The organism is Flavobacterium sp. W21_SRS_FM3 (assembly GCF_052113625.1).
In the GTDB taxonomy this organism is placed as follows: Bacteria; Bacteroidota; Bacteroidia; order Flavobacteriales; family Flavobacteriaceae; genus Flavobacterium.
Map to the genome: position 1 here is coordinate 572,954 of NZ_JBGQOD010000001.1, position 24,776 is coordinate 597,729.

The 24,776-nt window shown below is 34.1% G+C and carries 23 protein-coding genes; 12 read left to right on the forward strand and 11 right to left on the reverse strand.

The window, feature by feature from the left end; genetic code table 11:
* Nucleotides 1–6: 6 nt before the first annotated feature.
* Nucleotides 7–447 (reverse strand): TerB family tellurite resistance protein, encoded by a 441-nt coding sequence (locus tag ACEN2K_RS02595; RefSeq protein WP_441757749.1) that lies wholly within the window; start codon nucleotides 445–447, stop codon nucleotides 7–9.
* Between the two features lie 185 nt (nucleotides 448–632).
* Here ACEN2K_RS02595 and ACEN2K_RS02600 point away from each other — a divergent pair, with 185 nt between their 5' ends.
* From ACEN2K_RS02600 to ACEN2K_RS02610, 3 genes are read left to right on the forward strand one after another with little or no spacing between them, the layout of a single operon-like run.
* A complete protein-coding gene (locus ACEN2K_RS02600; protein WP_441757750.1) occupies nucleotides 633–1,226 on the forward strand; it encodes a HupE/UreJ family protein in 594 nt (197 codons plus the stop codon).
* Nucleotides 1,227–1,228: 2 nt separating this feature from the next.
* Nucleotides 1,229–1,660 (forward strand): deoxycytidylate deaminase, encoded by a 432-nt coding sequence (locus ACEN2K_RS02605; protein ID WP_441757944.1) that lies wholly within the window; start codon nucleotides 1,229–1,231, stop codon nucleotides 1,658–1,660.
* Nucleotide 1,661: 1 nt separating this feature from the next.
* On the forward strand, nucleotides 1,662–3,236 hold the full coding sequence (locus ACEN2K_RS02610; RefSeq protein WP_441757751.1) for a S41 family peptidase: 1,575 nt from the start codon (nucleotides 1,662–1,664) through the stop codon (nucleotides 3,234–3,236).
* A gap of 2 nt (nucleotides 3,237–3,238) precedes the next feature.
* Here the strand turns inward: ACEN2K_RS02610 and ACEN2K_RS02615 are convergent, their stop codons facing one another.
* The 3 genes from ACEN2K_RS02615 to ACEN2K_RS02625 form a co-directional block, all read right to left on the reverse strand.
* Entirely contained in the window at nucleotides 3,239–3,994 is a 756-nt protein-coding gene (locus ACEN2K_RS02615) for a lysophospholipid acyltransferase family protein (RefSeq protein WP_441757752.1), read from the reverse strand.
* Between the two features lie 194 nt (nucleotides 3,995–4,188).
* On the reverse strand, nucleotides 4,189–4,392 hold the full coding sequence (locus tag ACEN2K_RS02620; protein WP_441757753.1) for a hypothetical protein: 204 nt from the start codon (nucleotides 4,390–4,392) through the stop codon (nucleotides 4,189–4,191).
* A 131-nt stretch (nucleotides 4,393–4,523) separates the two neighbouring features.
* Nucleotides 4,524–5,099, reverse strand: a complete 576-nt coding sequence (locus tag ACEN2K_RS02625) for a MarC family protein (protein ID WP_441757754.1) — start codon at nucleotides 5,097–5,099, stop codon at nucleotides 4,524–4,526.
* Between the two features lie 254 nt (nucleotides 5,100–5,353).
* On the opposite strand from ACEN2K_RS02625, the gene ACEN2K_RS02630 reads away from it, so the two are divergent.
* From ACEN2K_RS02630 to ACEN2K_RS02650, 5 genes are all read left to right on the forward strand, one after another.
* A complete protein-coding gene (locus ACEN2K_RS02630) occupies nucleotides 5,354–5,920 on the forward strand; it encodes a DUF3109 family protein (protein WP_441757755.1) in 567 nt (188 codons plus the stop codon).
* A gap of 263 nt (nucleotides 5,921–6,183) precedes the next feature.
* Nucleotides 6,184–7,161, forward strand: a complete 978-nt coding sequence (locus ACEN2K_RS02635; RefSeq protein WP_441757756.1) for a ribonucleotide-diphosphate reductase subunit beta — start codon at nucleotides 6,184–6,186, stop codon at nucleotides 7,159–7,161.
* A 225-nt stretch (nucleotides 7,162–7,386) separates the two neighbouring features.
* Entirely contained in the window at nucleotides 7,387–9,798 is a 2,412-nt protein-coding gene (locus ACEN2K_RS02640; protein ID WP_441757757.1) for a ribonucleoside-diphosphate reductase subunit alpha, read from the forward strand.
* 830 nt (nucleotides 9,799–10,628) lie between these two features.
* Nucleotides 10,629–11,132 carry an RDD family protein gene (locus ACEN2K_RS02645; protein ID WP_441757758.1) on the forward strand — a complete coding sequence of 168 codons (504 nt, stop codon included), beginning with the start codon at nucleotides 10,629–10,631 and terminating at the stop codon, nucleotides 11,130–11,132.
* A 380-nt stretch (nucleotides 11,133–11,512) separates the two neighbouring features.
* Complete coding sequence (locus tag ACEN2K_RS02650) at nucleotides 11,513–12,859, forward strand: deoxyguanosinetriphosphate triphosphohydrolase (protein ID WP_441757759.1); 1,347 nt, start codon at nucleotides 11,513–11,515, stop codon at nucleotides 12,857–12,859.
* 5 nt (nucleotides 12,860–12,864) lie between these two features.
* On the opposite strand, the gene ACEN2K_RS02655 is transcribed toward ACEN2K_RS02650, so the two are convergent.
* From ACEN2K_RS02655 to ACEN2K_RS02665, 3 genes are read right to left on the reverse strand one after another with little or no spacing between them, the layout of a single operon-like run.
* Entirely contained in the window at nucleotides 12,865–13,833 is a 969-nt protein-coding gene (locus ACEN2K_RS02655) for a DUF3078 domain-containing protein (RefSeq protein WP_441757760.1), read from the reverse strand.
* Between the two features lie 35 nt (nucleotides 13,834–13,868).
* Nucleotides 13,869–15,650 (reverse strand): 1-deoxy-D-xylulose-5-phosphate synthase, encoded by a 1,782-nt coding sequence (locus ACEN2K_RS02660; protein WP_441757761.1) that lies wholly within the window; start codon nucleotides 15,648–15,650, stop codon nucleotides 13,869–13,871.
* 48 nt (nucleotides 15,651–15,698) lie between these two features.
* Nucleotides 15,699–16,649, reverse strand: coding sequence for an energy transducer TonB (locus ACEN2K_RS02665; protein ID WP_441757762.1), 951 nt, complete (start codon nucleotides 16,647–16,649; stop codon nucleotides 15,699–15,701).
* A 62-nt stretch (nucleotides 16,650–16,711) separates the two neighbouring features.
* Here ACEN2K_RS02665 and ACEN2K_RS02670 point away from each other — a divergent pair, with 62 nt between their 5' ends.
* Nucleotides 16,712–17,155 carry a nucleoside deaminase gene (locus ACEN2K_RS02670; RefSeq protein ID WP_441757763.1) on the forward strand — a complete coding sequence of 148 codons (444 nt, stop codon included), beginning with the start codon at nucleotides 16,712–16,714 and terminating at the stop codon, nucleotides 17,153–17,155.
* A 51-nt stretch (nucleotides 17,156–17,206) separates the two neighbouring features.
* Here ACEN2K_RS02670 and ACEN2K_RS02675 read toward each other — a convergent pair whose 3' ends face one another.
* Both ACEN2K_RS02675 and ACEN2K_RS02680 read right to left on the reverse strand, forming a co-directional pair.
* Nucleotides 17,207–18,247 carry an ion channel gene (locus tag ACEN2K_RS02675; RefSeq protein ID WP_441757764.1) on the reverse strand — a complete coding sequence of 347 codons (1,041 nt, stop codon included), beginning with the start codon at nucleotides 18,245–18,247 and terminating at the stop codon, nucleotides 17,207–17,209.
* A gap of 183 nt (nucleotides 18,248–18,430) precedes the next feature.
* Nucleotides 18,431–19,273 carry an AraC family transcriptional regulator gene (locus tag ACEN2K_RS02680; RefSeq protein ID WP_441757765.1) on the reverse strand — a complete coding sequence of 281 codons (843 nt, stop codon included), beginning with the start codon at nucleotides 19,271–19,273 and terminating at the stop codon, nucleotides 18,431–18,433.
* A 121-nt stretch (nucleotides 19,274–19,394) separates the two neighbouring features.
* On the opposite strand from ACEN2K_RS02680, the gene ACEN2K_RS02685 reads away from it, so the two are divergent.
* Nucleotides 19,395–20,561: an MFS transporter gene (locus ACEN2K_RS02685; RefSeq protein WP_441757766.1), complete on the forward strand. Its 1,167-nt coding sequence runs from the start codon at nucleotides 19,395–19,397 to the stop codon at nucleotides 20,559–20,561.
* A gap of 287 nt (nucleotides 20,562–20,848) precedes the next feature.
* Here the strand turns inward: ACEN2K_RS02685 and ACEN2K_RS02690 are convergent, their stop codons facing one another.
* Together ACEN2K_RS02690 and ACEN2K_RS02695 are read right to left on the reverse strand one after the other, a co-directional pair.
* Entirely contained in the window at nucleotides 20,849–22,393 is a 1,545-nt protein-coding gene (locus ACEN2K_RS02690) for an Rne/Rng family ribonuclease (protein ID WP_441757767.1), read from the reverse strand.
* Nucleotides 22,394–22,780: 387 nt separating this feature from the next.
* The gene (locus ACEN2K_RS02695) at nucleotides 22,781–23,071 is read right to left on the reverse strand and encodes an HU family DNA-binding protein (RefSeq protein ID WP_016989051.1); all 291 of its coding nucleotides are present in this window, start codon (nucleotides 23,069–23,071) and stop codon (nucleotides 22,781–22,783) included.
* A 134-nt stretch (nucleotides 23,072–23,205) separates the two neighbouring features.
* Here ACEN2K_RS02695 and mutY point away from each other — a divergent pair, with 134 nt between their 5' ends.
* Both mutY and ACEN2K_RS02705 read left to right on the forward strand, forming a co-directional pair.
* Entirely contained in the window at nucleotides 23,206–24,270 is a 1,065-nt protein-coding gene (gene mutY / locus ACEN2K_RS02700; RefSeq protein ID WP_441757768.1) for an A/G-specific adenine glycosylase, read from the forward strand.
* 51 nt (nucleotides 24,271–24,321) lie between these two features.
* On the forward strand, nucleotides 24,322–24,762 hold the full coding sequence (locus ACEN2K_RS02705) for a single-stranded DNA-binding protein (protein ID WP_441757769.1): 441 nt from the start codon (nucleotides 24,322–24,324) through the stop codon (nucleotides 24,760–24,762).
* Nucleotides 24,763–24,776 lie beyond the last annotated feature (14 nt).

The following is a 24,776-nucleotide window of genomic DNA, read 5'->3' on the forward strand; positions in this document are numbered from 1 at the left end:
TTTTATTTATTTGCTTAATTTTTCAGTTTTTTCAATTTCTGAAAGGAAAGTATCAAAGTCTGCTTTTTCATCTGCTAATAAAAGTGCTTTAGCAACAATTGCTTCTACATTTTCAGGAGTGAAGCCAATACCTAAACTTAGTTTTTGCAACATTACCTCTTGATTGTCTCCTAAATGATGATCTACATTTACGATACGTGCCAAGTCAAATAAACGCTCAATTCTTTGTGAGTTTAAGTAAGGAGGGTTGATTGGGTATTTTGCAGGGTTTTCTAAAATTTCTTCGTATTCTGCTGCTGAAATTTCAAGTCTTATCGCTAATTTGTCTAAAAACTCTTTTTCTTCTGGAGCAAAAACCCCATCTGCTAATGCTAATCTTACAATAGATGAAAAGTGACCTTTATTTCTTTGTTTGAATTCGCTATCAAATAAATCTGAAAATGACATAGTTAATTTTTTATTTATATCGTACAAAGATAATTCAATTTTTAAATTTTTAATTTTCTTTTTAATTTTTCTTTCTTCGGCTAGCTTATAATTGAATTTTTCCTGTAGCAATTGATTTTTCTAACTCCCTTTTTTTAAAAAAATCGTATGTTTACAACCCTTAAATCAACTTAATATAATTACCAATGTCAGAATTTTGGATTTACTTTCAAATAGGATTAAAACACGTTTTAGACATCAATTCCTATGATCATGTCTTATTTTTAATTGCATTAGCAATACCTTTTTCTTTTAAAGATTGGAAACGCATTGTGTTGTTAGTGTCAATTTTTACGCTGGGGCATACTATGGCCTTGTTTCTTTCTGTTTTTGGAATTATTGCAATTAAAGTTAATGTTGTAGAACTGTTGATTCCCATTACAATTTTAATTACCGCATTGTTTAATCTTTTTACCGCAGGTAAGTCAAATAAAAAGGAAAGTCTCAATTTAGTTTTCTTTATAACATTGTTTTTCGGAATCATTCATGGCCTTGGCTTTTCAAATTATTTTAAATCTATACTTGGTGGTTCTGCTACTTCAAAACTATTGCCTTTAGGAGAATTTGCTTTAGGAATAGAAGCAGCGCAGATTGTAGTTGTTTTTATTGTTTTAATTTTGTCGTATATTGTTCAAACTGTTTTTAGATTTTCTAAGAGAGATTGGACACTTGTAATGTCGGCATTTATTATTGGTGTTGTTTTACCAATGATTATCGAAAATGAAATATGGATCAGATAAAAATGGAAGTACAAAAATTGAATAAATACGATAAAGCTTATCTAAGAATTGCTACCGAATGGGGTTTGCTTTCTTACTGTAAGCGCAAACAAGTAGGAGCCATTATTGTTAGAGATCGAATGATAATATCAGACGGTTATAATGGTACGCCTACGGGATTTGAGAATTGCTGTGAAGATGACGAAGGATTAACGCGATGGGATGTCTTACATGCAGAAGCGAATGCGATATTAAAAGTAGCAAGATCCACGCAATCTTGTGAAGGGGCAACCTTGTATATTACATTGTCGCCATGTAAAGAATGCAGTAAATTGATTCATCAATCTGGAATAAAAAGAGTGGTCTATCATAATGGCTACAGAGATGATTCAGGAATTCAATTTTTGATAAAAGCAGGAGTGATTGTTGATCATATACCCGTATTAGAAGAATAAAATGAAAACGAACCCAAAATACCTACCAATGCTTATTGGCGCAACCCTTGCGCTGGGAGTGGTTATTGGTGGTGCTTTGAGTACCAGTAATCATAATCAGTTCTTGGTTAAAAATGGTTCAAAAAACAAACTCAATAAACTTATTGATTTTATAGATAACGAATATGTAGATGATGTTAATACAGATTCTATTGTCAATGTTACTGTAGATAATATCATGGGTCAGCTGGATCCACACTCCATCTATGTTCCGCCAAGTGAGCAAGTACAAGTTGCCGAAAGTATGAAAGGTGATTTTGTAGGTATTGGAGTTAACTTCTATATGTACAATGACTCTCTGGCAATAATCAGACCTGTTGAAAATGGACCGTCGGCAAAAGCGGGTATCAAAGCGGGCGACCGAATCTTGTATGCTGATAAAACTAAATTGTTTGGCAGAAAATTACCCAGTGATAGCTTGTTCTCTTCATTAAAAGGAGAGAAAGGGTCTGAGGTGGAGCTTACTATTTATAGAAAATCAGAACATAAAAAAATAAAGCTTACCATTAAACGCGATATTATTCCTCTTAAAAGCGTTGATGCAGCGGTAATGGTAAATGCAGCAACGGGTTATGTAAAGATTAACCGCTTTGCCGAAACTACTTATGAAGAATTCAAAAGCGCCTTACTTAGATTAAAGAAATCAGGTGCTACAACCCTGGTGATAGATCTGCGTGATAATGGGGGAGGTTACATGGAAGAAGCAATAGAAATCGCTGATGAATTGCTAAAAGACAAACAGTTAATTGTTTTTACAAAAAATAAGAATGGACGTATCCAAAAAACTTTTGCTACTAAAAAAGGAAATTTTGAAAGCGGAAAAGTTTTTGTGTTAATTAACGAAAATAGTGCTTCTGCTAGTGAAATTTTGGCTGGAGCAGTGCAGGATAATGACCGAGGAATAATTGTTGGAAGACGATCTTTTGGGAAAGGATTAGTACAACGCGAAATGGATTTTGACGATGGGTCAGCGGTACGATTAACCGTTGCTCGTTATTATACTCCTACGGGACGTTCTATTCAAAAACCATACGCTAAGGGCGATGAATCTGGCTATTTAAAAGAATCAGAGGCGCGTTTTGCCAGCGGAGAACTCTATGAAAAAGACAGTATTAAAGTTGCAGATAGCTTAAAGTTCAGGACACCAAAAGGTAAAATTGTTTATGGTGGAGGCGGAATCGTTCCTGATTTATTCGTTGGTTTAGAAGTGGAACATGGCAATGAAAACACCGTTTATTTAATGCAATCTGGAATTGTAGGAAACTTCGTTTTCGAGCAATTAGATAAAGATCGAAAAGCGTTTAAAGGAATTGCATTTGAACAGTTTGTTCAAAAGATGAACGCAACCGATTTGTATTTTAATACGTTTCAAAATTTTCTTTTGAGCAACGGACTTGATTTGAAATTAATTAAAAATAAAGCCATCGTCAAGCGTTATCTAACTGCTGAATTTGCTCGCCAACTTTATGGCGAAAGTAAATACTACGAGGTTGTTTTAAAAGAAGATGCTATGATTAAAGCGATCAATAAGCAGTAGTATTATTTACTTTCTTCTTTATCCCATTCTTCTCTAAAGCGGATTAACTCTTTATCAATCATTTCTTTTGTATTGGTAAGCAAATAACAAGGATCATCTGAATAAATGGGTGGAAAATACGTAATTTTTATTTCTGTAGTAGGTTTACCAAAGCACTTCATAAAATGAGGTATAAAAGTATCGTCACCAATGAAAGCGTCTGTACGTTCTTTATAATCAATAGCTACTGGAATCACTGCCGACTTTAATTTTGCTGCCATGGCAAACGAGCCGTAATTGAAATCAATTGTTTTTGGAAGGTCATGTGTGGTCCCTTCTGGAAAATTTATTACGGAGTACCCTTTGCTTAAAGCATCTTTAATACGATCGCAGGTTTGTTGCCTGCTGTCCGGGTCTTTTCGATCTACAAAAATCACTCCTGATACTTTACATAAATAGCCTATTAAGGGCCAAGATGCCACTTCTTTTTTTCCTACTGGGAAAGTTAGCGTTTGGCTCAGCATGATAATTGGGTCAAAGTAAGAGCGGTGATTGGCAACCATCAAGCCATGATCGGCTGGTCTATCACCATAAATTATTGGGCGAATCCCTAAGATGATATTCAAACCTTTAATCAAAAAGTTTCTTAGTAACATTGCTTTACGTAATGCTGTTTGCTCGCTCCAAAAGAAACTAGCAAGATAAAATAGTATAGCAAAAAAAGAAACAAAAATTATAAAAAGGATTAGCCTTGTAGTACTTAATAGAAAAGATAACATGTATTGAGTTTAAAGGGCTCAATATAGCATAATTATTTTAAAAACAAATATGTACGGTGTACAGCTAATTAAGGGAAGGCTATGTGTACAATGTAAAATGTCGGGGTGTAAAGAATTAAAGAAAGTCCTTTAGGTCATTTCATTGAATACCGTTACAGTAATTTAATTGTAGTAGTAAACGTAAATTATAGTTGTTATAATTTATCGTTAGTTTTTTCTTCGATTATTTTTGACATTCTAAAAATCAAAAGAATCAAAACAGCACAAAAAGAAGCAGCTATACCAATGAATGCTACCACGCTGTCTCCTTGAAAAGGATGTTTGAAATCAAGTAAGGTAATGTTGAAAACAATAAGTGCTACTGCAAGAAACACTAAGATATTGGTAAAGATTTTCATAATATGGTATTTTTAAGTGCACTATGTAAAAAACAGTATTTTAACCGTCGTTAGCTTATAGATTTCCCGTTTTAGCTAAATCAGGATTAAAGTACACTTTATATTAGGGGGTAAATTTATAAAAAAAATGGTTAGACAAACAAACCTTTAACATTAGCTGCAAATAATTTAACAGCAATAGCTAGTAATACCACGCCAAAAGTCTTTCTTATCACTCCTAGGCCGTTTTCTCCGAGCATTCTTTCAATCTTTGATGATGATTTCAATACTACAAAAACGACAATGATATTTAAGATGATGGCAATGATAATATTGATTGTGTGAAATTGAGATTTTAATGATAATAAGGTGGTCATTGTACCTGCTCCAGCAATTAATGGGAATGCCAATGGCACAATCGAAGCGGAACTGGCCTCCTCATCCTTATAAATACGGATGCCTAAAATCATTTCTAGTGCTAGAAAAAACAAGACAAAGGAACCGGCTACTGCAAAGGAGTGTACATCAATTCCTATCAGTTTTAAAATTTCTTCTCCTACAAATAGAAAAACGATCATGATAACACCTGAAGTAATCGACGCTTTTTCGGATTCTAATTTTCCGAATTTAGCTTTCAAATCGATGATGATAGGGATGGATCCAATGATATCTATTACTGCAAAGAGTACCATTCCTACAGTAATAATTTCTCTAAAATCTAGTTGCATAGTGTTTATTTTTATTTTGCGAAGGTACGCATTTTGATAATTTTTTGACAAAAATGGAGTAGAATTACTAATTACAAGCTATATTCTTTTTTTCTCCTGAAAAACGCTTTAGGTAATTAAAAAATTTTGTGATTATGAGCGCATTTTATAGTGGTGTAGTTCTTTTTGTAAAACTAAAAAAGGCATTATTTAACAGCCCCTTTTTGTCTTTGTTTGCCTATATTTGCACTTAATAATCACAGTACCGCACTACCATGTTTCAATTAGGAAAAACCATCGTCTCAGAAGATATTTTAGATAAAGATTTTGTATGCAATTTGTCTGCTTGTAAAGGGGCATGTTGTGTAGATGGTGATGCTGGAGCTCCGTTGAGTCTTGAAGAAACCCGAATTCTGGAAGAAATTTACCCTAAGGTGAAGCCTTTTTTACGAAAACAGGGAATTGCAGCTATAGAAGCACAAGGAACTTGGGTAACTGGAACCGATGATGATTTAGAAACCCCACTTATTGATGATAAAGATTGCGCCTATGTGATTTTTGATGGGCAAACAGCACTTTGTGGTATTGAACAAGCATACAATCAAGGGCTAATTGACTGGAAAAAACCGGTTTCTTGTCACCTGTATCCTATTCGAGTAAAAGATTTTACTGAATTTGCTGCGGTTAATTATGATAAATGGGATATCTGCGATGCGGCCTGTTCTTTAGGTCAAGAGTTAGAAGTGCCGGTGTATAAATTTGTCAAAGAAGCCTTAATCAGGAAGTTTGGTGAAGACTGGTATGCTGAGCTAGAAAAGGTGGCTCAAGACATGAAAAAATAAATTTAAAATTCTGTAATTTTTTCTTGTTCCCTATTTTAATAATCTTATATTTTACGGTGTTTCCCACGGTTTATTGTTTTTTAATAAACTGAAATTCAATATATTGAAAAACAAGGCCTGTTTTATTGCGTTTTTCGTATTTGTTAAAAACTCCAAGGGATTGTGAATAAGTTTGGCTTTTAATTCCGGCAATATTTTACAATCTTTGTAATCCACAGAATACTTAATTTTTAGTTAAAATTTCAAAAAAACACACAACTATAATGTCACAAGTCGAACCAATTTTACAAGAGAATAAAAACCGATTCGTAATTTTTCCAATCAAGCACCATGATATATGGGAGTTTTATAAATCAATGGAGGCTAGTTTTTGGACAGCTGAAGAAATTGATTTGTCTCAAGACTTAAATGACTGGAATAATAAACTTTCTGATGATGAACGTTATTTTGTAAAACACATTCTTGCTTTTTTTGCTGCATCAGACGGAATTGTAAATGAAAACCTAGCGGAGAACTTTGTTAACGAAGTACAATATGCTGAGGCGAAATTCTTTTATGGTTTCCAAATCATGATGGAAAACATCCATAGTGAGACTTATTCACTATTGATCGATACCTATGTAAAAGATGAAGATGAAAAAGATGAGTTGTTTAATGCATTAGAAGTTTTTCCAGCAATTAAGAAAAAAGCTGACTGGGCTTTACAATGGATAGAATCAGATTCATTTGCTGAAAGATTAATCGCTTTTGCTGCAGTAGAAGGAATCTTTTTCTCTGGAGCATTTTGTTCTATTTACTGGTTAAAGAAAAGAGGTTTAATGCCAGGACTTACTTTTTCTAATGAATTGATTTCTCGTGATGAAGGTGTTCACTGTGATTTTGCAGTACACTTACACAACCACCACTTAGTAAATAAAGTACCAAAAGAAAGAATTAGAAGTATTATTGTTGATGCTTTAAATATTGAAAGAGAGTTTATTACTGAGTCTCTTCCGGTGAGTTTAATAGGAATGAACGCAGTGTTAATGACACAATACCTAGAGTTTGTTGCTGATCGACTGTTAGTAGAACTAGGTTGCGAAAGAGAATACAATACAACGAATCCTTTTGATTTCATGGACATGATTTCACTGCAAGGAAAAACCAATTTCTTTGAAAAGAAAGTAGCTGAATACCAAAAGTCAGGTGTGATGAACACTGATGGTGATGCTCAAAAAATAACATTTGACGCTGATTTTTAATATCAGTATTTAAATCAAATTTTAAGGAATGCCTTTTATTGGTGTTTACTAAGAACTACGGTTTTTAGGAACACCAGTGCTGGATTGCTTAGCCCTGATAGCAGTGAAAATCCCACACTTTTTTTAGTGTGGATTGTAGCGAATAGCAGGAAATAGCTCCAAAAATATATTACAAATAACGAAAAACAGCGAAGGGATTTTCTGTTTTAAAAAAAAAAAAAAAGTATGTACGTAGTTAAAAGAGATGGGCGCAAAGAGCCGGTAATGTTCGACAAAATCACAGATAGAATTAAAAAACTATGCTATGGTTTGAATGATTTAGTAGATGCCGTAAAAGTGGCGATGCGTGTAATTGAAGGGCTTTATGATGGAGTTTCTACGTCAGAATTAGATAATTTAGCAGCCGAAACAGCAGCTTCTATGACCATTGCGCATCCTGATTATGCACAACTGGCTGCAAGAATTGCCATTTCGAATTTGCATTCCAACACAACCAAGTCGTTCTCAGAAACGATGACAGAAATGTATAACTACATCAATCCAAGAAATGGACAATATGCTCCATTAGTAGCTGATGATGTGTACAAAGTTATTCAAGATAATGCAGAGTTTTTAGACTCGCATATCATTTACAATAGAGATTTTAATTACGATTATTTCGGTTTTAAAACATTAGAACGTTCTTATCTATTAAAGATAAACGGAAAAATTGTTGAAAGACCTCAACATATGTTAATGCGTGTTTCTGTAGGGATTCACTTAGATGATTTAGATTCAGTTTTAGAGACTTATGACTTGATGTCTAAGAAATTCTTTACGCATGCAACCCCAACATTATTCAACGCTGGTACGCCAAAACCTCAAATGTCTTCTTGCTTCCTTTTATCTATGCAAGATGATAGTATTGATGGAATTTATGATACGTTGAAACAAACAGCAAAAATCTCACAATCAGCAGGAGGAATAGGATTAGCGATTCACAATGTACGTGCTACAGGTTCTTACATTCGTGGAACAAATGGTACCTCTAACGGTATCGTTCCGATGTTACGTGTCTTTAATGATACAGCTCGTTATGTCGATCAAGGAGGAGGAAAACGTAAAGGGAGTTTTGCTATTTATATCGAAACTTGGCATGCCGATATCTTTGATTTCTTAGACTTGAAAAAGAATACAGGAAAAGAAGAGATGCGTGCTAGAGATTTATTCTTTGCGATGTGGACATCTGATTTATTCATGAAACGTGTACAAGAAGACGGAAACTGGACTTTAATGTGTCCTAACGAATGTCCGGGATTGTATGATGTTTATGGAGACGAATTTGAAGCATTGTATGTAAGCTATGAGAAAGCTGGAAAAGGGAGAAAAACTATTAAAGCACATGAATTGTGGGAGAAAATTCTAGAATCTCAAATTGAGACTGGAACTCCTTATATGTTATACAAAGACGCGGCTAACCGTAAGTCAAACCAAAAAAACTTGGGAACTATTCGTTCGTCAAACTTGTGTACGGAGATCATGGAGTACACCTCTCCAGATGAGGTTGCCGTTTGTAACTTAGCTTCACTTTCATTACCAATGTTTGTTGATGGTGGGAAGTTTGATCATGAAGCGTTGTATAACGTAACAAAACGTGTAACAAGAAACTTGAACAAAGTAATTGATAGAAATTACTATCCTGTTGAAGAGGCTAAAAATTCTAATATGCGTCACAGACCAATTGGTCTTGGAGTACAAGGTTTAGCAGATGCTTTTATCATGTTGCGTTTGCCTTTTACATCAGATGAAGCTAAAAAACTGAATCAAGAAATTTTTGAAACCTTATATTTTGCTGCCGTAACCGCTTCTATGGAAATGGCTAAAGAGGAAGGTCCTTACTCGACTTTTAAAGGTTCACCAATGTCTCAAGGGGAGTTCCAACACAATATGTGGGGAATGAAAGATGAAGAATTATCAGGACGTTGGGATTGGGCTTCATTAAGAAAAGAAGTAATGGAGCACGGTGTACGTAACTCTTTATTAGTAGCGCCTATGCCTACAGCTTCTACTTCACAAATTTTAGGAAATAACGAAGCGTTCGAACCTTACACTTCTAATATTTATACACGTCGTGTATTGTCAGGAGAGTTTATCGTAGTAAATAAACATTTATTACATGACTTAGTAGAGCTAGGATTATGGAATGAGACATTGAAACAAGAATTGATGCGTAACAACGGATCTGTACAAGACTTGGACATTCCGCAGGAATTAAAAGAGTTGTATAAAACAGTTTGGGAAATGTCAATGAAAGATATTATTGATATGTCTCGTCAGCGTGGGTATTTTGTAGACCAATCACAATCGTTGAACTTATTCATGCAAAATGCTAATTATTCTAAATTAACATCGATGCATTTTTATGCTTGGCAATCAGGATTGAAAACAGGTATGTATTATTTGAGAACTAAAGCTGCGGTTGATGCGATTAAATTTACATTAAACAATGACAAAAAAGTTGAGCCTATCGAGATACAGTCAAAACCAGCTCCAGCTCCAGTAGCTGCTGCAGTGGAAATGACAGCCGATGAATACAAAGCAATGATTGAACTGGCTAAAAATGCAGGTCCTGATGATTGTGAAATGTGTGGTTCTTAATAAAACTATTAGGTTTTAAAATACAATTAAAAAACAGCTATCAATTTTGGTAGCTGTTTTTTGTTATATGGGTTTTTCAAACAATTCTCTATGTCTGCTATAATTGCTAATTGAAAGAAGTCATTTTTAAATTGAATTAGCTTACAAAAATTCCTTGTTGCGTAAACGCTTCTAATACTGTGTACTAGAATTTCATAACACTATCTAAAAATCCTGTAAAAGTTCAGGACTATAGCGGTAGTATATTTGTAATATCAAATGACGATGATATGAGAGCAATAGAACACACCAAGACAATAAGTAAAAAAATTATACATTTAATATACTCTACTTGTACTAACGATTTAATCGTTTATTCAAAGCAAGCGAGTAATATTGAAATATTTATTCTAGCTTTTTTAATAGAATGCAATCGCCATTTTATTGCAGATAGCCTTTTAATGAATGTATTTAAAAAGTATTTGTAATACTACTAGCCACAAACAAATGAAAATTCTTGATGCTAATAATCATTACATTTTGATTCATTAGTTGACCTATATATAAATAAATGATGAGAACCGCTGTCCGTTTAGGCAGCTGTTTTTTTGTACTTGTATTTTAGTTGCTATAAAATAGTCCTATTGTACTTTTTTATATAAGAAGGGAAATCATTTGTAGTTAGCTTCCTTCACTGAATGTCTGTTTTTTATATAATTGAAACGGCAATAAAATTATGTAACTGGTAATGCAATACTGATAATTGTAGTTTTATCCTGTATAATAATTCACTATATTTGAGTAGGTTAATGCTATTTATAGAGAGTAGTACAAATTTCAAAACACTTCTTATGAGAAACAAAGTTTTTACTATCACTGACAATGTACTCGCTTCACAAGGGCAACGTTTTATCAACGGTTTACTAGATGCGCTCTTTATTTATATTCTTATTTTAAGTGCGGGAACCACAATTATATTAGTCGCAGAAGCTACTCATAGCTTTGCGGTCTCAAGCTGGGTTGAAACTTTGACCGTTTTGGAAATTATTTTTTATGGAATGCTGGTATTGTTTTTATACTACTTTTTAACAGAGGTTTATTTTGCTAGAACTCTGGCTAAATTAGTTACACGAACTGTAGTCGTTAAAAGCGATGGTACAAAACCTACGATCAAAATGATTTTGATCAGAACGGTAGCTCGGTTTATTCCTTTTGAAGCTTTGTCCTATTTAGGATCAGTTTCTAGAGGTTGGCATGATGCCATTTCTGGAACTTATGTGGTTAAGAAAAAAAAACTAGCCAAAAGTCTGCATTACTTTAAACATCCAGAAGAGTTTGGAAAGGCTGAAAATTAAAAAAAGATAACCTTGTTTATTTTTTGAATTCCATGTATAGCAGTATGTAAACTACATTTGAAATTTTAGGTTTCAAACTTTAATTTAAACGGTTATTCGAAATTTACCTGTACTATTATAGGTGGTTTGTTTTTAGTAGGCCAACTTCAATTTTTCTTGTTCCCTAAATAAACATTGCATTAAAAAATAATAATTATTGTATTGCTCTCCTTAATTTAAAAAGCTATTACTGATACTTTTTTTCGAGGCTTAAGTGCTGTCTTTTATTTTGTATAAATTAATTAGCGTAAACCCGCCTTTACATTTCTTTTAAACACATCTATTTCTTTATCTTTGGGTCTACATTAACCGTTGTAATGCAAACTTCGTAAATAAACAAAATGAACTGGGAACAACTTTTATCACTAAAACGTCAAGGCGACACAAGCAAAAGATTACGTATTGAACAAGATGACACCCGTTTGGGTTTTGAAGTTGATTATGACCGTATTATTTTTTCGGCAGCTTTTAGAAGTCTGCAAGATAAAACACAGGTGATTCCCCTTTCTAAAACTGATTTTGTACATACTAGACTAACTCATAGTTTAGAGGTTTCTGTAGTAGGCCGGTCTTTAGGGCGTTTAGTAGGTAAAAAGATTATTGAAAAATACCCACATTTAAAAGAGGTGCACGGTTACCATATGAATGATTTTGGAGCTATTGTAGCTGCGGCATCATTAGCACATGATATTGGAAATCCTCCTTTTGGTCATTCTGGTGAGAAAGCCATAGGTGAGTATTTTTCTATTGGAAATGGGAGACAGTATAAAGACCAACTCTCTAATAAAGAATGGCAAGATTTAATTGATTTTGAAGGGAATGCAAACGGTTTTTCAGTTCTTACGGCTAGCCGTCCAGGAATTGAAGGTGGACTTCGTATTTCATATGCTACGCTAGGGGCTTTTATGAAATACCCAAAAGAGAGTTTACCGAAAAAACCAACAAAAAATATTGCAGATAAAAAATACGGTTTCTTTCAAACCGATAAAAAGTTTTTTGTGGAAGCAGCCAAAGATATGGGGATGATTCCAAATAAGTCAGGTGATGATATAGGATTCGAAAGGCATCCACTAGCTTATTTAGTCGAAGCTGCAGATGATATTTGTTATACGATAATTGACTTTGAAGACGGAATTAACTTGGGATTAGTTTCTGAGGATTTTGCTTTAGAATACTTGATTAAATTAGTAAAAGATAGTATTGATACTTCAAAATACAAAACTTTAGAAACTAAAGAAGATCGCATTAGTTATTTGCGTGCACTGGCTATAGGTAGCTTAATTAATGATGCTGTAAAAGTTTTTGTAGATAATGAGGAAGCTATTTTAAAAGGCAATTTCCCATTTGCGCTAACGGATAAGAGCAAATACAAAGCACAGATGGATGATATTATAAAGATCAGTGTAAATAACATCTATCAAAGCCGTGAAGTGATTGAAAAAGAAATTGTGGGCTACCAAATTATCCAAACCTTATTAGATAAATTTATTACCGCCTATAATAATAAGTTCAATGGAACCGATTCTAATTATGACAAGTTGATTTTAAAATTGTTGCCAGAAAAACATCATTTAGAAAAGGAAAACCTATACGAAAGGTTATTGCATATTTGCCATTACATATCATTGTTAACAGATGGTAATGCATTAGAATTGTACGAAACAATCAACGGAAGAAAAAAGGATTAATGCAGCTAAAAAAGATAAACAATACCCACACCCAACACTTGTTTTAACTGCAGTTTTGGGCCCACGGTAATTTGTTTGCCTTCTACTTCTTCTTTGGCTTTAATATCATCATCATAAACAATATGCGCACCTATGTTGGTTCTAATGTGTTCGTTAACGACTAAATCTAATACAAGGTCGTTGTCAATATCAACATTGCCAAAACGATTGATGTAATCAGAGTACAAACTGATTCTGTTTTCCAAAGTGATGTTCTTAACGATTTCTTGCTTGTACAAACCCGTAATTAAAAATCCGAGTTCTATTTTTGACCTTTCTCCGGGACTGATTAAAAGTCCATCAGCATCATATACCGCTTTGACTACACCAAACGCCCCTTGATTTGCCAGTCTTTGATCAAGGACAAAAGTCATTTTAGAAGTAAAAGGAGAGATGTAAAGTAACTTGTCTTTCTTTTTAGTGGCATATTCAGCACCAAGACCTAAGAAAATATAGGCTGGAGCAAAAGGTTTGGAAACGGATATTTCTTTATTGGGATAAGAGTAACCATTTGTAAACTGAGTGTTAAAATTGAATTTAGCTGTGTGGTACCAATTAGAAATGGTATCATTTCTATACCCAAAAGCGGAATTGAATTGAAAAGCATCTTCTGTTTTTCTTAATTCAATACCATCTTGCTTATTCAAACCATAACGCATGACTAACTCATTAGACCAATTGTAATTGTCTTTGGTATACACTCTATTAAATTTTGTTTTTAATAAACCTGATATAGAGCTGGTTCCCCCAGCATTCCAGTTCACAAAAGCAATCTCTGAGATGTCAAAACCTATTTTGTTTTTATTCTCCCAGTGACTGAGAGAGTCGTTGCTGACCACTGCTTTAGGTTGCTGCCGAGTAGTTATTATCTTCTGAGAAAAGCTGTTTATTGAAAAAAGAAAAAGTAAGCACAGAGAAGATAAAAGTTTCAACATAGGTTAATTAGTTAGAGGGCGCAAAATAATTATTTTCATTTACTTGAAAAAATGAATTCTAAACTTTTAACGTCAATAGTACACATTTGTTGTAATTCAGTAACCGTTCCTTGTTCAATAAATTGATCTGGCACACCTAATACCTTGATTTTAGAGCTATAATTATGGTGGGCAGCAAATTCAAGAACAGCACTTCCAAAGCCACCTACTACTGTACTGTCTTCAATTGTAATGATTGTTTTGAATTTTTTAAATATATGATGTAATTCGTTCTCGTCTAAAGGTTTTACAAAAGCAAAGTCATAGTGCGCAATAGACTCTGGATTCCCGATATTGACTAAAGCTAGGCTTACGTTTTTTCCAATGGCTCCATTGCTTAATACAGCAGTTTCAGTTCCATCTACCAAACAATGTGCTTTACCAATTTTGATTTTTTGATACTTTCCAAAATATTGGGATTGCCAGTCCGTGATAACGCCACGGCCACGAGGATAACGAATGGCAATTGGGTTTTCTAAACCGAGTTGGGCAGTGTACATGATATTTTGTAATGCAATTTCGTTTAAAGGAGCATATATAATCAAGTTAGGGATACATCTCAGATAAGCCAGATCAAAAACTCCGTGATGTGTTGCACCATCTTCACCTACTAAACCTGCACGATCCAAACAAAATACCACGGGCAGGTTTTGCAACGCTACATCATGAATCACTTGATCGTATGCACGCTGTAAAAAAGTAGAGTAGATATTACAAAAAACAACCATTCCTTGAGTCGCCATCCCAGCTGATAATGTAACCGCATGCTGCTCTGCAATTCCTACGTCAAAAGCACGTTCAGGAATAGCTTCCATCATATACTTTAAAGAGCTTCCAGATGGCATAGCTGGTGTAATACCTATGATTTTTTCATTCTTTCTAGCCAAATCGAGTACCGTCAATCCAAAAACATCCTGGTATTTTGGAGGAAGGTTTTCTTCAGATTTTAAATGAATTTCACCAGATTTTGCATCAAACTTTCCTGGAGCGTGGTACTTCACTTGATCCTCCTCTGCTTGTTTGAGTCCTTTGCCTTTGGTGGTAATAATGTGAAGGAATTTAGGTCCCTTTATTTTTTGTAATCGTTTTAATTCTTTGATAACCGCAGCAATGTCATGCCCGTCAATAGGTCCTGAATAATCAATATTCAAAGACTTAATCATATTGTTATGTCTTGAATTCCTTCCGTTTTTTACTGAAGTTAAGTAGTTTTTTAATGCGCCCACACTAGGGTCAATACCGATAGCATTGTCATTAAGAATCACTAATAAATTAGCATCAGTAACTCCAGCATGATTTAATCCTTCAAAAGCCATCCCTGATGCAATAGAAGCATCGCCAATAACTGCTATGTGTTGTCTTTCTGTCTCGCCTTGTAAGTTAGAGGCAATGGCCATTCCTAAGGCTGCAGAAATAGAAGTAGAGGAGTGGCCTACGCCAAAAGCATCGTAATTACTTTCACTTCTTTTTGGAAAACCAGAAATGCCTCCCAGCTGCCTGTTAGTGTCGAAGTTTTCTCTACGACCAGTAAGTATTTTATGTCCGTAAGCTTGATGGCCTACGTCCCAAATCAATAAATCATTTGGGGTGTCAAAAACATAATGCAACGCAATGGTCAATTCTACAACTCCAAGGCTTGCGCCGAGATGCCCTTCTTTTACAGCCACAATATCGATAATAAAATCGCGTAATTCTTTGGCCAGTTGAGGAAGTTGTACTTCATTTAATTGGCGTAGATCCGATGGGTAATTAATAGTTGAGAGTAAATTATCTAACATGAAGCAAATTTACAGTTTTATAGTGGAAATTTTGTTCAATCAAATAGTTTAATGTTTAATTATAATGGAGTCAATTCTTTGATTGAATCTATTCTTGAAAAAAGACTTTTTTAGTGTATCTGTTTTTATAATCAATGATATTTTAAATTGACTACGAGTCAGTTTTCCGTTCTGAGAACCAGGAGTCCATTTTTCAGATTTTTCTAAAACCCTTACTAATGATGTTCTAGAGTCCTCTCCTATATCTTTTAGAAATTTAAAGTTACTTAAACTACCATCTTTCTCTATAACAAAGGTAGCTGTAACAACCCCGTTTAGCGACTTTGCTTTTTTAGGGAAAGTATAATTTTGTTGAACGTATTCTTTGAATTTTTCCATGCCACCCTTGTATTCAGGATCTAAGTAAAATTCAATTCCACCATTGTAAATTTCTTCCTCTTGAACAATCTTATTGTTGGTTGCAGTCTGTGTTTTTTCATTTCTTTTCTCAACACACTGCATTGTTTTGGGTTTTACAAATTTTACTTGATCCTTACTTGGTGTAGGTGCTGGAGGAATTTTATTTTGTAAACGATTATTTGTGTCTTTTTTGGGTGGTAGTCGCATCCCAAGAATTATATTTTCCGTTTCTACAGAATCAGCAACTATTTCAACCTTGTCGATTTTTAATTTGTTACCGTTTTTGTCAGCACAACTAAATAAAGTAGTTCCCATTGTGATAAATAGGGCTAGTAAAATCATTTTACGATATTGAGTTTGAGTATATAAAACACGATTTGGAATTTGAATTATCAAAGAGTCCAACTGTGATTTTTTGAACCTCCCACAAATGTTAGAGTGTTGCTGAAAATAATATTGAATTTCGTCGGGCATCATTGCCGTAAAATCCACTACATTTTTAGCGCAGCTACTACAAAACTTTCCGTTGTCGGTTGCTGTCATTTTGTCCCATTCCTCACTACAAGGTTCTGGTATGTTGATTTTGTATTTAGATTCCATAAAATTCAGTTGCTCATAATAAATGTAAGGAATAATAATATCAAAAACAGTATTTTTGTTTAATGAATACGATTTATACCGACGAATACTTCATGAAAAAAGCCTTGAACGAAGCTGAAATGGCTTATAATCGAGATGAAATTCCTGTTGGAGCCGTGATTGTTATTAATAATACAATAATTGCCAGAAGTCACAACCTAACTGAAATGCTAAATGATGTAACCGCGCATGCCGAAATGCAATCAATAACTGCTGCTGCAAACTACCTTGGTGGTAAGTATCTTAAAGACTGTACGCTGTATGTTACATTAGAGCCTTGCCAGATGTGTGCGGGGGCTTTGTATTGGAGTCAGATTTCTAAAATAGTTTTTGGGGCGAGTGATCCTCATCGCGGTTATGAAAAAATGGGTACACAATTGCATCCCAAAACTACTGTTGTTCGTGGTGTTCTTGCCGAAGAGTCGTCACAGTTAATGAAACAATTTTTCGAAAAAAGAAGGAGGTAACTTGTCTTGTAATTCTAAGTTGTATAACTTAAAATGACTAAGACTGGAAATTTAGTACGTCTCATTCATGTTTATTTCATGATTGTAACTTCCAGATGTTAGGTCTGCCCATTCCCAGCCATCATCTCTAAGTAGAGATAGCAATAATCTACGTCTAGTTGCTAATTTATCATATTCTAAATCCACCATTTCGCCAGAAATAATTTGTATTCCTTTATTCTCAAGTGTAGCAAAATTTAAAACGGGCGGTGTTTCTTTTCCCGGAATAATAAAGGTTTCAGGGAGTGTAATGAGATAGCTAGAGATTGCTTTTCTGAGCCTTATGAGTATGCTAAACGAAGGGCGCTGCTCTTCTGGAATATTGTAAAATAGAACTGTAAGAACCTCATCAAGATTGGTAAGATTGAGTACAAAAGCTTCCTTTTTATCAGTCGAATGGAAAAAATGTAAAATGGAATAGGCCTTATGATTTTGCGCATGTAAAATAATAGAATCAATAAGGCTAGTAAAGGGCTGCTCTAATTCCTTGAAATCTTTTCCGTTCCAATAATTGGATAAAATTTCTTCTACTGAGCCACCTAGTGTATTGATATAGACACTAATCTTTCTCTTCATGATTTCGGCTGAAACTACAGGGATTAAATAGGTGATGGCAATAGATATTAGTGTTAAGCCAGTAAATGATAATACCGCAGTCAAAATGTCCCAAAAATCACCAGCAGGTTCCATATCTCCTAAACCCAGAGTAGATAGTGTATAACCAGTGTAAAATATTTTATTAAGTACTGTTGTGGGGGTATTAGTTTCCACATTCATTAACGAATCTGGTTGGCTAATGAACAATAGTGTTGCAGAAGTCCATATGAGTAACAACCAATTTATAAGAATAGATACTAAAATAAGAGCCCCTCCAATTCTTAGAACTTTTCTACCCGCTGTTTTCTTATTGATTAGTAAAAGTACGCTCCATATAAATTTAGACAATCGTTTTGTAATAAAACCAGCCCCACGCACAGATAAAGAGGTGTTAATTAAATCGTTTGCCGTTACCAATAGAAGGATGAGTCCTGAAAAAAATATAAAATAGTTCATAGAATTGCTTTAAATCTTGTCCTTGTTGTACTAATTTAAATAAAGTTAGACAACGAATATAAGAAATATCCCTATAAAAGAGTTCAATTTTTAAACATCCAAATTTGCAGCCATACAATAATGGTAGCCGTACTGTTTTGAGGTCAAATCAAAAATGGGCGATGAATTTCAGATTGCATTTATTTAAATGAACTCCTTGTGTTTAATAGCACTTGGCTTGATATTACGCTGTTTCTTAAAGTAATTTGAGAGGTGACTTTCATCAGTAAAACCAAATTCATAAGCAATTTGTTTGATAGGCATTTGATTGTTAAAAAGCCTTTTTTCTATTAACTGTGTTCTCAATTTGTTAGTGTAATCTCGGTAGCTGATATGAAAATTTCTTTTAAAATAGGTTCCGAAATAACTTGTTGAAATTGTAAAATGATTGGCAATTGTCTTGATTTGAACAAGCTTCGGACTGTAAATGTTTTGATGAATGTAAGATAAAATTTGGTCGTTATCGATTCCTTTTCCCGCTATTTTAAAATTCATGTCCTGCAAAACTTCTTTAATCAACCCAAAAATAGAGAGGATCTGATAAAATATAATTGGCGAACTGGATATGTTTGTTTGACAATTGTATTTAATGATATTGTCTATGGTGTTTTTTAAAATAGTTTTGCATGGCTCATTAAGTCTCAGTATATTTTCTTTGAGAAACTGCTGGCGCATAATTTTTTCGGGCGTACTTAAAAGAAAGGCATCACAGGATAGTTTCTTATTTGAATTAAAGTAACTGTCTGTGAATTTTATAAACACAAAACGCGTGAGCTTTTTAATGTCAAAATAATGTTCGTCATCAGGGGAAATTACAAAGAGGTCGCCCGCTTTATACGAAAGTAAATTTTTGTTCAGATGATGTATTCCGCTCCCTTTTAAGATGTAGATAATTTCATAATAGGTGTGGCTATGCGTGGGAAGATGAAATTTTTCTTCTTCAAATTCATCTATCACTAATGATTCAAACTGATTTAATTTTTTCATGTGGTATAGTTGCAACTTTATAGCGTAAATCTACAATTTATTGCGCTACTTTATAAATAAATTTGCCCTCTTAAAAGCAGCTAATTTTTAAAGCTATAAATACAAACTATTAATTTTTTAAATGAAAAAAAGTCTTCTTTCGCTAATGTTAGGTGGTTTAACAATAGGAATAACCGAATTTGTAATGATGGGGCTATTGCCAGATATTGCTTCTGATTTAAAAATTTCTATTCCAGTAGCGGGTTATTTAATCTCAGCCTATGCGCTAGGTGTGGTCATAGGTGCTCCTCTAATTGTCATTATAGCTAGAAATGCAGCACCCAAAAAGATCTTACTGATTTTAGCAGCAATGCTGGCATTTTTCAATTCGTTATCGATTATTGCGCCATCTTATAATTTATTATTTATATCGCGTTTGCTTTCGGGATTGCCGCATGGTGCCTTTTTTGGTGTGGGTGCGGTGGTTGCTACTCGACTTGCTGACAAGGGAAAAGAAGCACAAGCCATATCTATTATGTTTTCAGGTTTAACAGTCGCCAATCTAGCTGGTGTGCCTATTGGAACTTATATTGGACATAATTTCGCTTGGCGGTATACTTTTATTATAATTGCATTTATTGGTATGATTACATTTGCAGCTCTTTATTTTTGGATGCCAAATTTAGAGGCTAAAGCAAAAGAAACAGTGAAAAGTCAGTTGCAGTTTTTTAAGAAACCAGAAGCGTGGTTGGTAATTTTAATTACAGCAATAGGAACCGGAGGATTATTTTGTTGGATTAGTTATATTGCTCCTTTACTTACAGAAGTGTCACAATTCCAAGCAGCGGATGTATCTTATATACTGGTTTTGGCGGGTCTTGGGATGGTTATTGGGAATTTAATCGGAGGGAAATTGACAGATCGATTTTCACCTGAAATAACAATTATAGCTATTCTATTATTATTGTCTGTTGATTTGATGTTAGTGTATTTCTTTTCTTCTTACCAATATGTTAGTTTGTTATTAGTATTTACTACAGGTTGCATTTCTTTCTCTATCGGTGCACCCATTCAAATGCTGATGATTAAAACTGCTGTAGGTGCTGAGATGATCGCGTCAGCAGCAATACAGGCGGCTTTTAATGTAGGTAATGCTTTGGGCGCATTTCTTGGTGGACTGCCACTTGTAGCGGGATTTAACTATGCGGCTCCTAATTTAGTAGGTGTGATAATGGCACTTTCTGGCGCTAGCTTTACATTTGTTTTTCTTCAGAGAAAACGCCGGGTATTGAAACTACAGAGCATCTAAAAATTAATTACTAAACTGAATCTTTTATAAAAGCGTTTGTCATTAGATAAGCGGTTTTTTCTTGTTTATAAGTGAAGAATGAACTTTGAAAATCTAATGCCCTAGCCCCGATAGCAGCGGCATCCTTTTTCTGGCTTCTTTAGCCAGCAAAAGATATAGCTAATAGCTGGAAACAGCTCCAAATTGTTTGTAAGCATTTTTTACAAAAAGACACAAAAAAACCGCCTACTCGAGGACGCTTGTGGCCGTAATGGCTGAAAGCAATCTTGCGAAAGGCGGTTTTTTGTTTAGTCTTTTATAGCATTTCCTTTTTTGTCAAAGAAATGATATTCTAAATACGTGTAAGCGTCACGTGGTATGATTTTTACCCATTTTTTATGTTCAAAAAACCATTTTGAACGTAATGATGGAAAACCTTTGGTAAGGTATGCGGCCACAAATGGATGTACATTAAGTACAACGTCTTTGTGTGATTTTAATATTCTTTCTAGATCAGCATTGATTCTGTCGATTATTAAGATTGGCGCTTCAATTTCGCCTTTCAAGTCGTTAGGATCTTCTTCTCTAGTCTTAATGTTTACTTCTGGTCTTACCCTTTGTCTGGTAATTTGAACTAATCCAAATTTACTAGGAGGTAAGATCTTGTGTTTCGCTTTATCATCGCTCATTTCTTCCCTCAAGAAGTCGAACAAAACTTTACGATTTTCAGGATTAGACATATCGATAAAATCAATTACAATAATACCTCCCATATCACGTAGACGCAATTGTCTAGCGATTTCGGCGGCTGCAATCATATTTACTTCTAGAGCGGTGTCTTCTTGATTAGTAGCTTTATTAGAACGGTTTCCGCTGTTCACATCGATGACGTGTAAGGCTTCAGTATGTTCAATAATAAGGTAAGCTCCTTTACTCATGGAAACTGTTTTCCCAAATGAAGTCTTGATTTGTCTCTCTATGTTGTATTTCTCAAAAATGGGTGTATCATTTGATTGATAAAACTTAACAATAGATTGTTTGGATGGTGCAATTTCTTGCAAATAATCCTTTGTTTGGTTGTACAACTCTTCATCATCTATTTGAATACCACTAAAGGTATCGTTAAATACGTCTCTTAATATAGAGGAAGCTCTATTGAGTTCTCCTAATACTTTTGACGGATGATGAGCAGTTGGTAATTTTTTACACATTGCAGTCCATCTGCCTAGCAGGTTCTGCAAATCTTTTTCTAATTCGGCTGTATTTTTGCCTTCGGCTACTGTACGAACAATAACACCAAATCCTTTTGGTTTGATGGACTGTACAAGTTTTTTTAGTCTGTCTTTTTCTTTTTTGTCTTCTATTTTTTGAGAAATAGAAACACGATCAGAAAAAGGAACCAAAACAATAAATCGTCCAGCAAGAGATAGCTCAGCGCTAATTCTTGGTCCTTTAGTAGATATTGGTTCTTTTACAACTTGTACAAGAATAGATTGATTGGCATTTATTACGTCAGTAATAGTTCCATCTTTATCAATCTCTTTTTCAAACTGAAAGTTTTTTAGGGAGAAATCTTTTATTTTACCTGCGCTTACAAGTTTTATGAATTTCAGTTGGGAAGATAAATTAGGTCCTAAATCGTGATAATGTAAAAAGGCATCTTTTTCGAAGCCTACATTTACAAAAGCAGCATTAAGTCCAGCAACAGGTTTTCTAATTTTGGCAATAAAAATATCACCTACTTGAAAGTTGCTTTTTTCTTCTTCCTTGTGTAATTCAATTAGTTTTCCATCTTTTAATAAGGCAAAATCTACGAAATCAGAACTAGATCTAATGATTAATTCTTTATTCATTTGTAAATTTTTATCCGAACTTTTTGGCTTATAGTTTTTAGCTAATAGCATTTAGCAAATGTGACAGTGCTAATAGCTGATGGCTTACGACTAATAGCTAATTGTAAGGATGGATTAAACAATAATTTTAACAGGTATTGAACCCGGGGAAAACTAGCAGGCAGCAAGCAGGTTTAAGTGAGCAGCTAACTGCAGACTAAAAACTGGAGACTGGGTACTAATTTTCGATTTCAATGAACGGTTAAAAAGAAAAAAGTAGTTTAAAACTACTTTTTCTTCTTGTGACGGTTAGCTCTCGCTCTTTTTTTACGTTTGTGCGTTGCTACCTTATGTCTCTTTCTTTTTTTACCACTTGGCATATCGAGTTGATTTTATGATTAATTAATATTATTTTGCTTCGTTATTTATTTTTACTCCTTCTACAAAAACTTTTGCAGGTTTGAAAGCAGGAATGTTGTGTGCAGGAATTTTTATTGTGGTATTTTTAGAAATATTTCTACCAGTCTTCTCAGCTCTAGTTTTTACGATAAAACTTCCAAAACCTCTTAAATAAACATTGTCTCCAGTTTCTAATGAATTTTTTACTTCATTCATAAACGTCTCAACTGTTGCCTGAACATCACCTTTTTCAAGACCTAGTTTTTCTGAAATTTTTGCTACGATATCTGCTTTCGTCATTTTCTTTCCTTATTTATTATATTGTAATAATTTTTTTGAGTGTGCAAATATATGAATTTAAAAAACAAATATTCAAGCTAATTCATTAAATTTTAATCACATAAACTTTTACTTTTGCAAACAAATAATTAAAAATGAGTTTTTCTAACTTACTAATTCTGTGGTATTTATCAAATAAACGTGATTTGCCATGGAGAAATACCACTAATCCGTATCATATTTGGCTGTCAGAAATAATGTTACAACAAACGCGAGTTGCTCAAGGAACGCCCTATTTTTTGTCATTTACTACCGCTTTTCCCACTGTTTTTGACCTCGCTAAAGCAGATGAAGAACAGGTGCTAAAACTGTGGCAAGGACTGGGTTATTATTCCCGAGCTCGCAACTTACATAAGACGGCACAACATATTGCCTTCGATTTAGAAGGTATCTTTCCAGATAACTATAATGATCTATTAAAATTGAAAGGTGTTGGGGAATATACCGCTGCTGCCATTGCATCTTTTTCTTATGGTGAGGCGGTAGCAGTTGTTGATGGGAATGTGTTTAGAGTCTTATCGCGTTATTTTGATATTGAAACCGACATTGCATTGGCTTCCGCCAAAAAAGAATTTGCTGCTTTGGCTTTTGAGTTGATGCCAAAAGACACTAAAAGCGGAGATGAGATGAGCGATTTTAATCCTGCTACCTTTAATCAGGCTATAATGGAATTCGGCGCTTTGCAATGCGTGCCTCGAAATCCCGATTGTAGTGTTTGTGTTTTTAATGCGAGTTGTCTAGCGTTACAAAAAAAGAAAGTCGACCAGTTACCCGTTAAATCTAAAAAGCTAAAAGTTCGTAATCGCTACTTTAATTATCTAGTGACTACTGATGCACAGCAAAAAACGCTAATTCAAAAACGAACAGCTAAAGGGATTTGGCATAACTTATATGAGTTCCCATTAATTGAATCAGAACAAGAAGTGGATTTTGAATTTATTACACCTATAATACAAGCCGATTTTTTTCCGTCTAATGAAGTGCTAAGTATTGGTGCGTACAATGAGAAGAGCATCGTTCATAAATTATCTCATCAACACCTACATATCAAATTTTGGGAAATAAAATTAGAGGGAAGAATTGAAAACGGAATCAGTAATGAAGAATTAAAAAGCTATCCGTTTCCCATCGTTATTCACAATTTTATCGAAAGGGAATAACATTAGATTTTAAAAAAATGTATCTTTGATACAAACACCATAATATATAATATGAACGGAACGTTAAATAAAGTAATGCTAATTGGTTACCTAGGTGATGCTGTTAAAATGCATTATTTTGATGGAGGTAATTGTATAGGAAGATTTCAATTAGCCACTAATGAAGTCTATATTAATAAGACTACTAATGAAAAGATCACTTCTACGGAGTGGCATAATTTAGTAGTGCGCAATAAAGCAGCTGAGATTTGTGAAAAGCATTTGTCCAAAGGGGATAAGATATATGTAGAAGGACGCATTAAATCTCGTCAATGGCAAGCAGAGGATGGTTCAACAAAACATACCTCAGAAATTCAGGTGACAGAGTTTACTTTTTTATCAACAAAAAGAGATACTGAAAACAACAAACAAATTCACAGTTCAGAATCACCAAAAAACACTAACTTTGACCCACAAAATAATGGCTTGCCAATCAATGATTTGCCATTTTGATTGTTTAACTAATC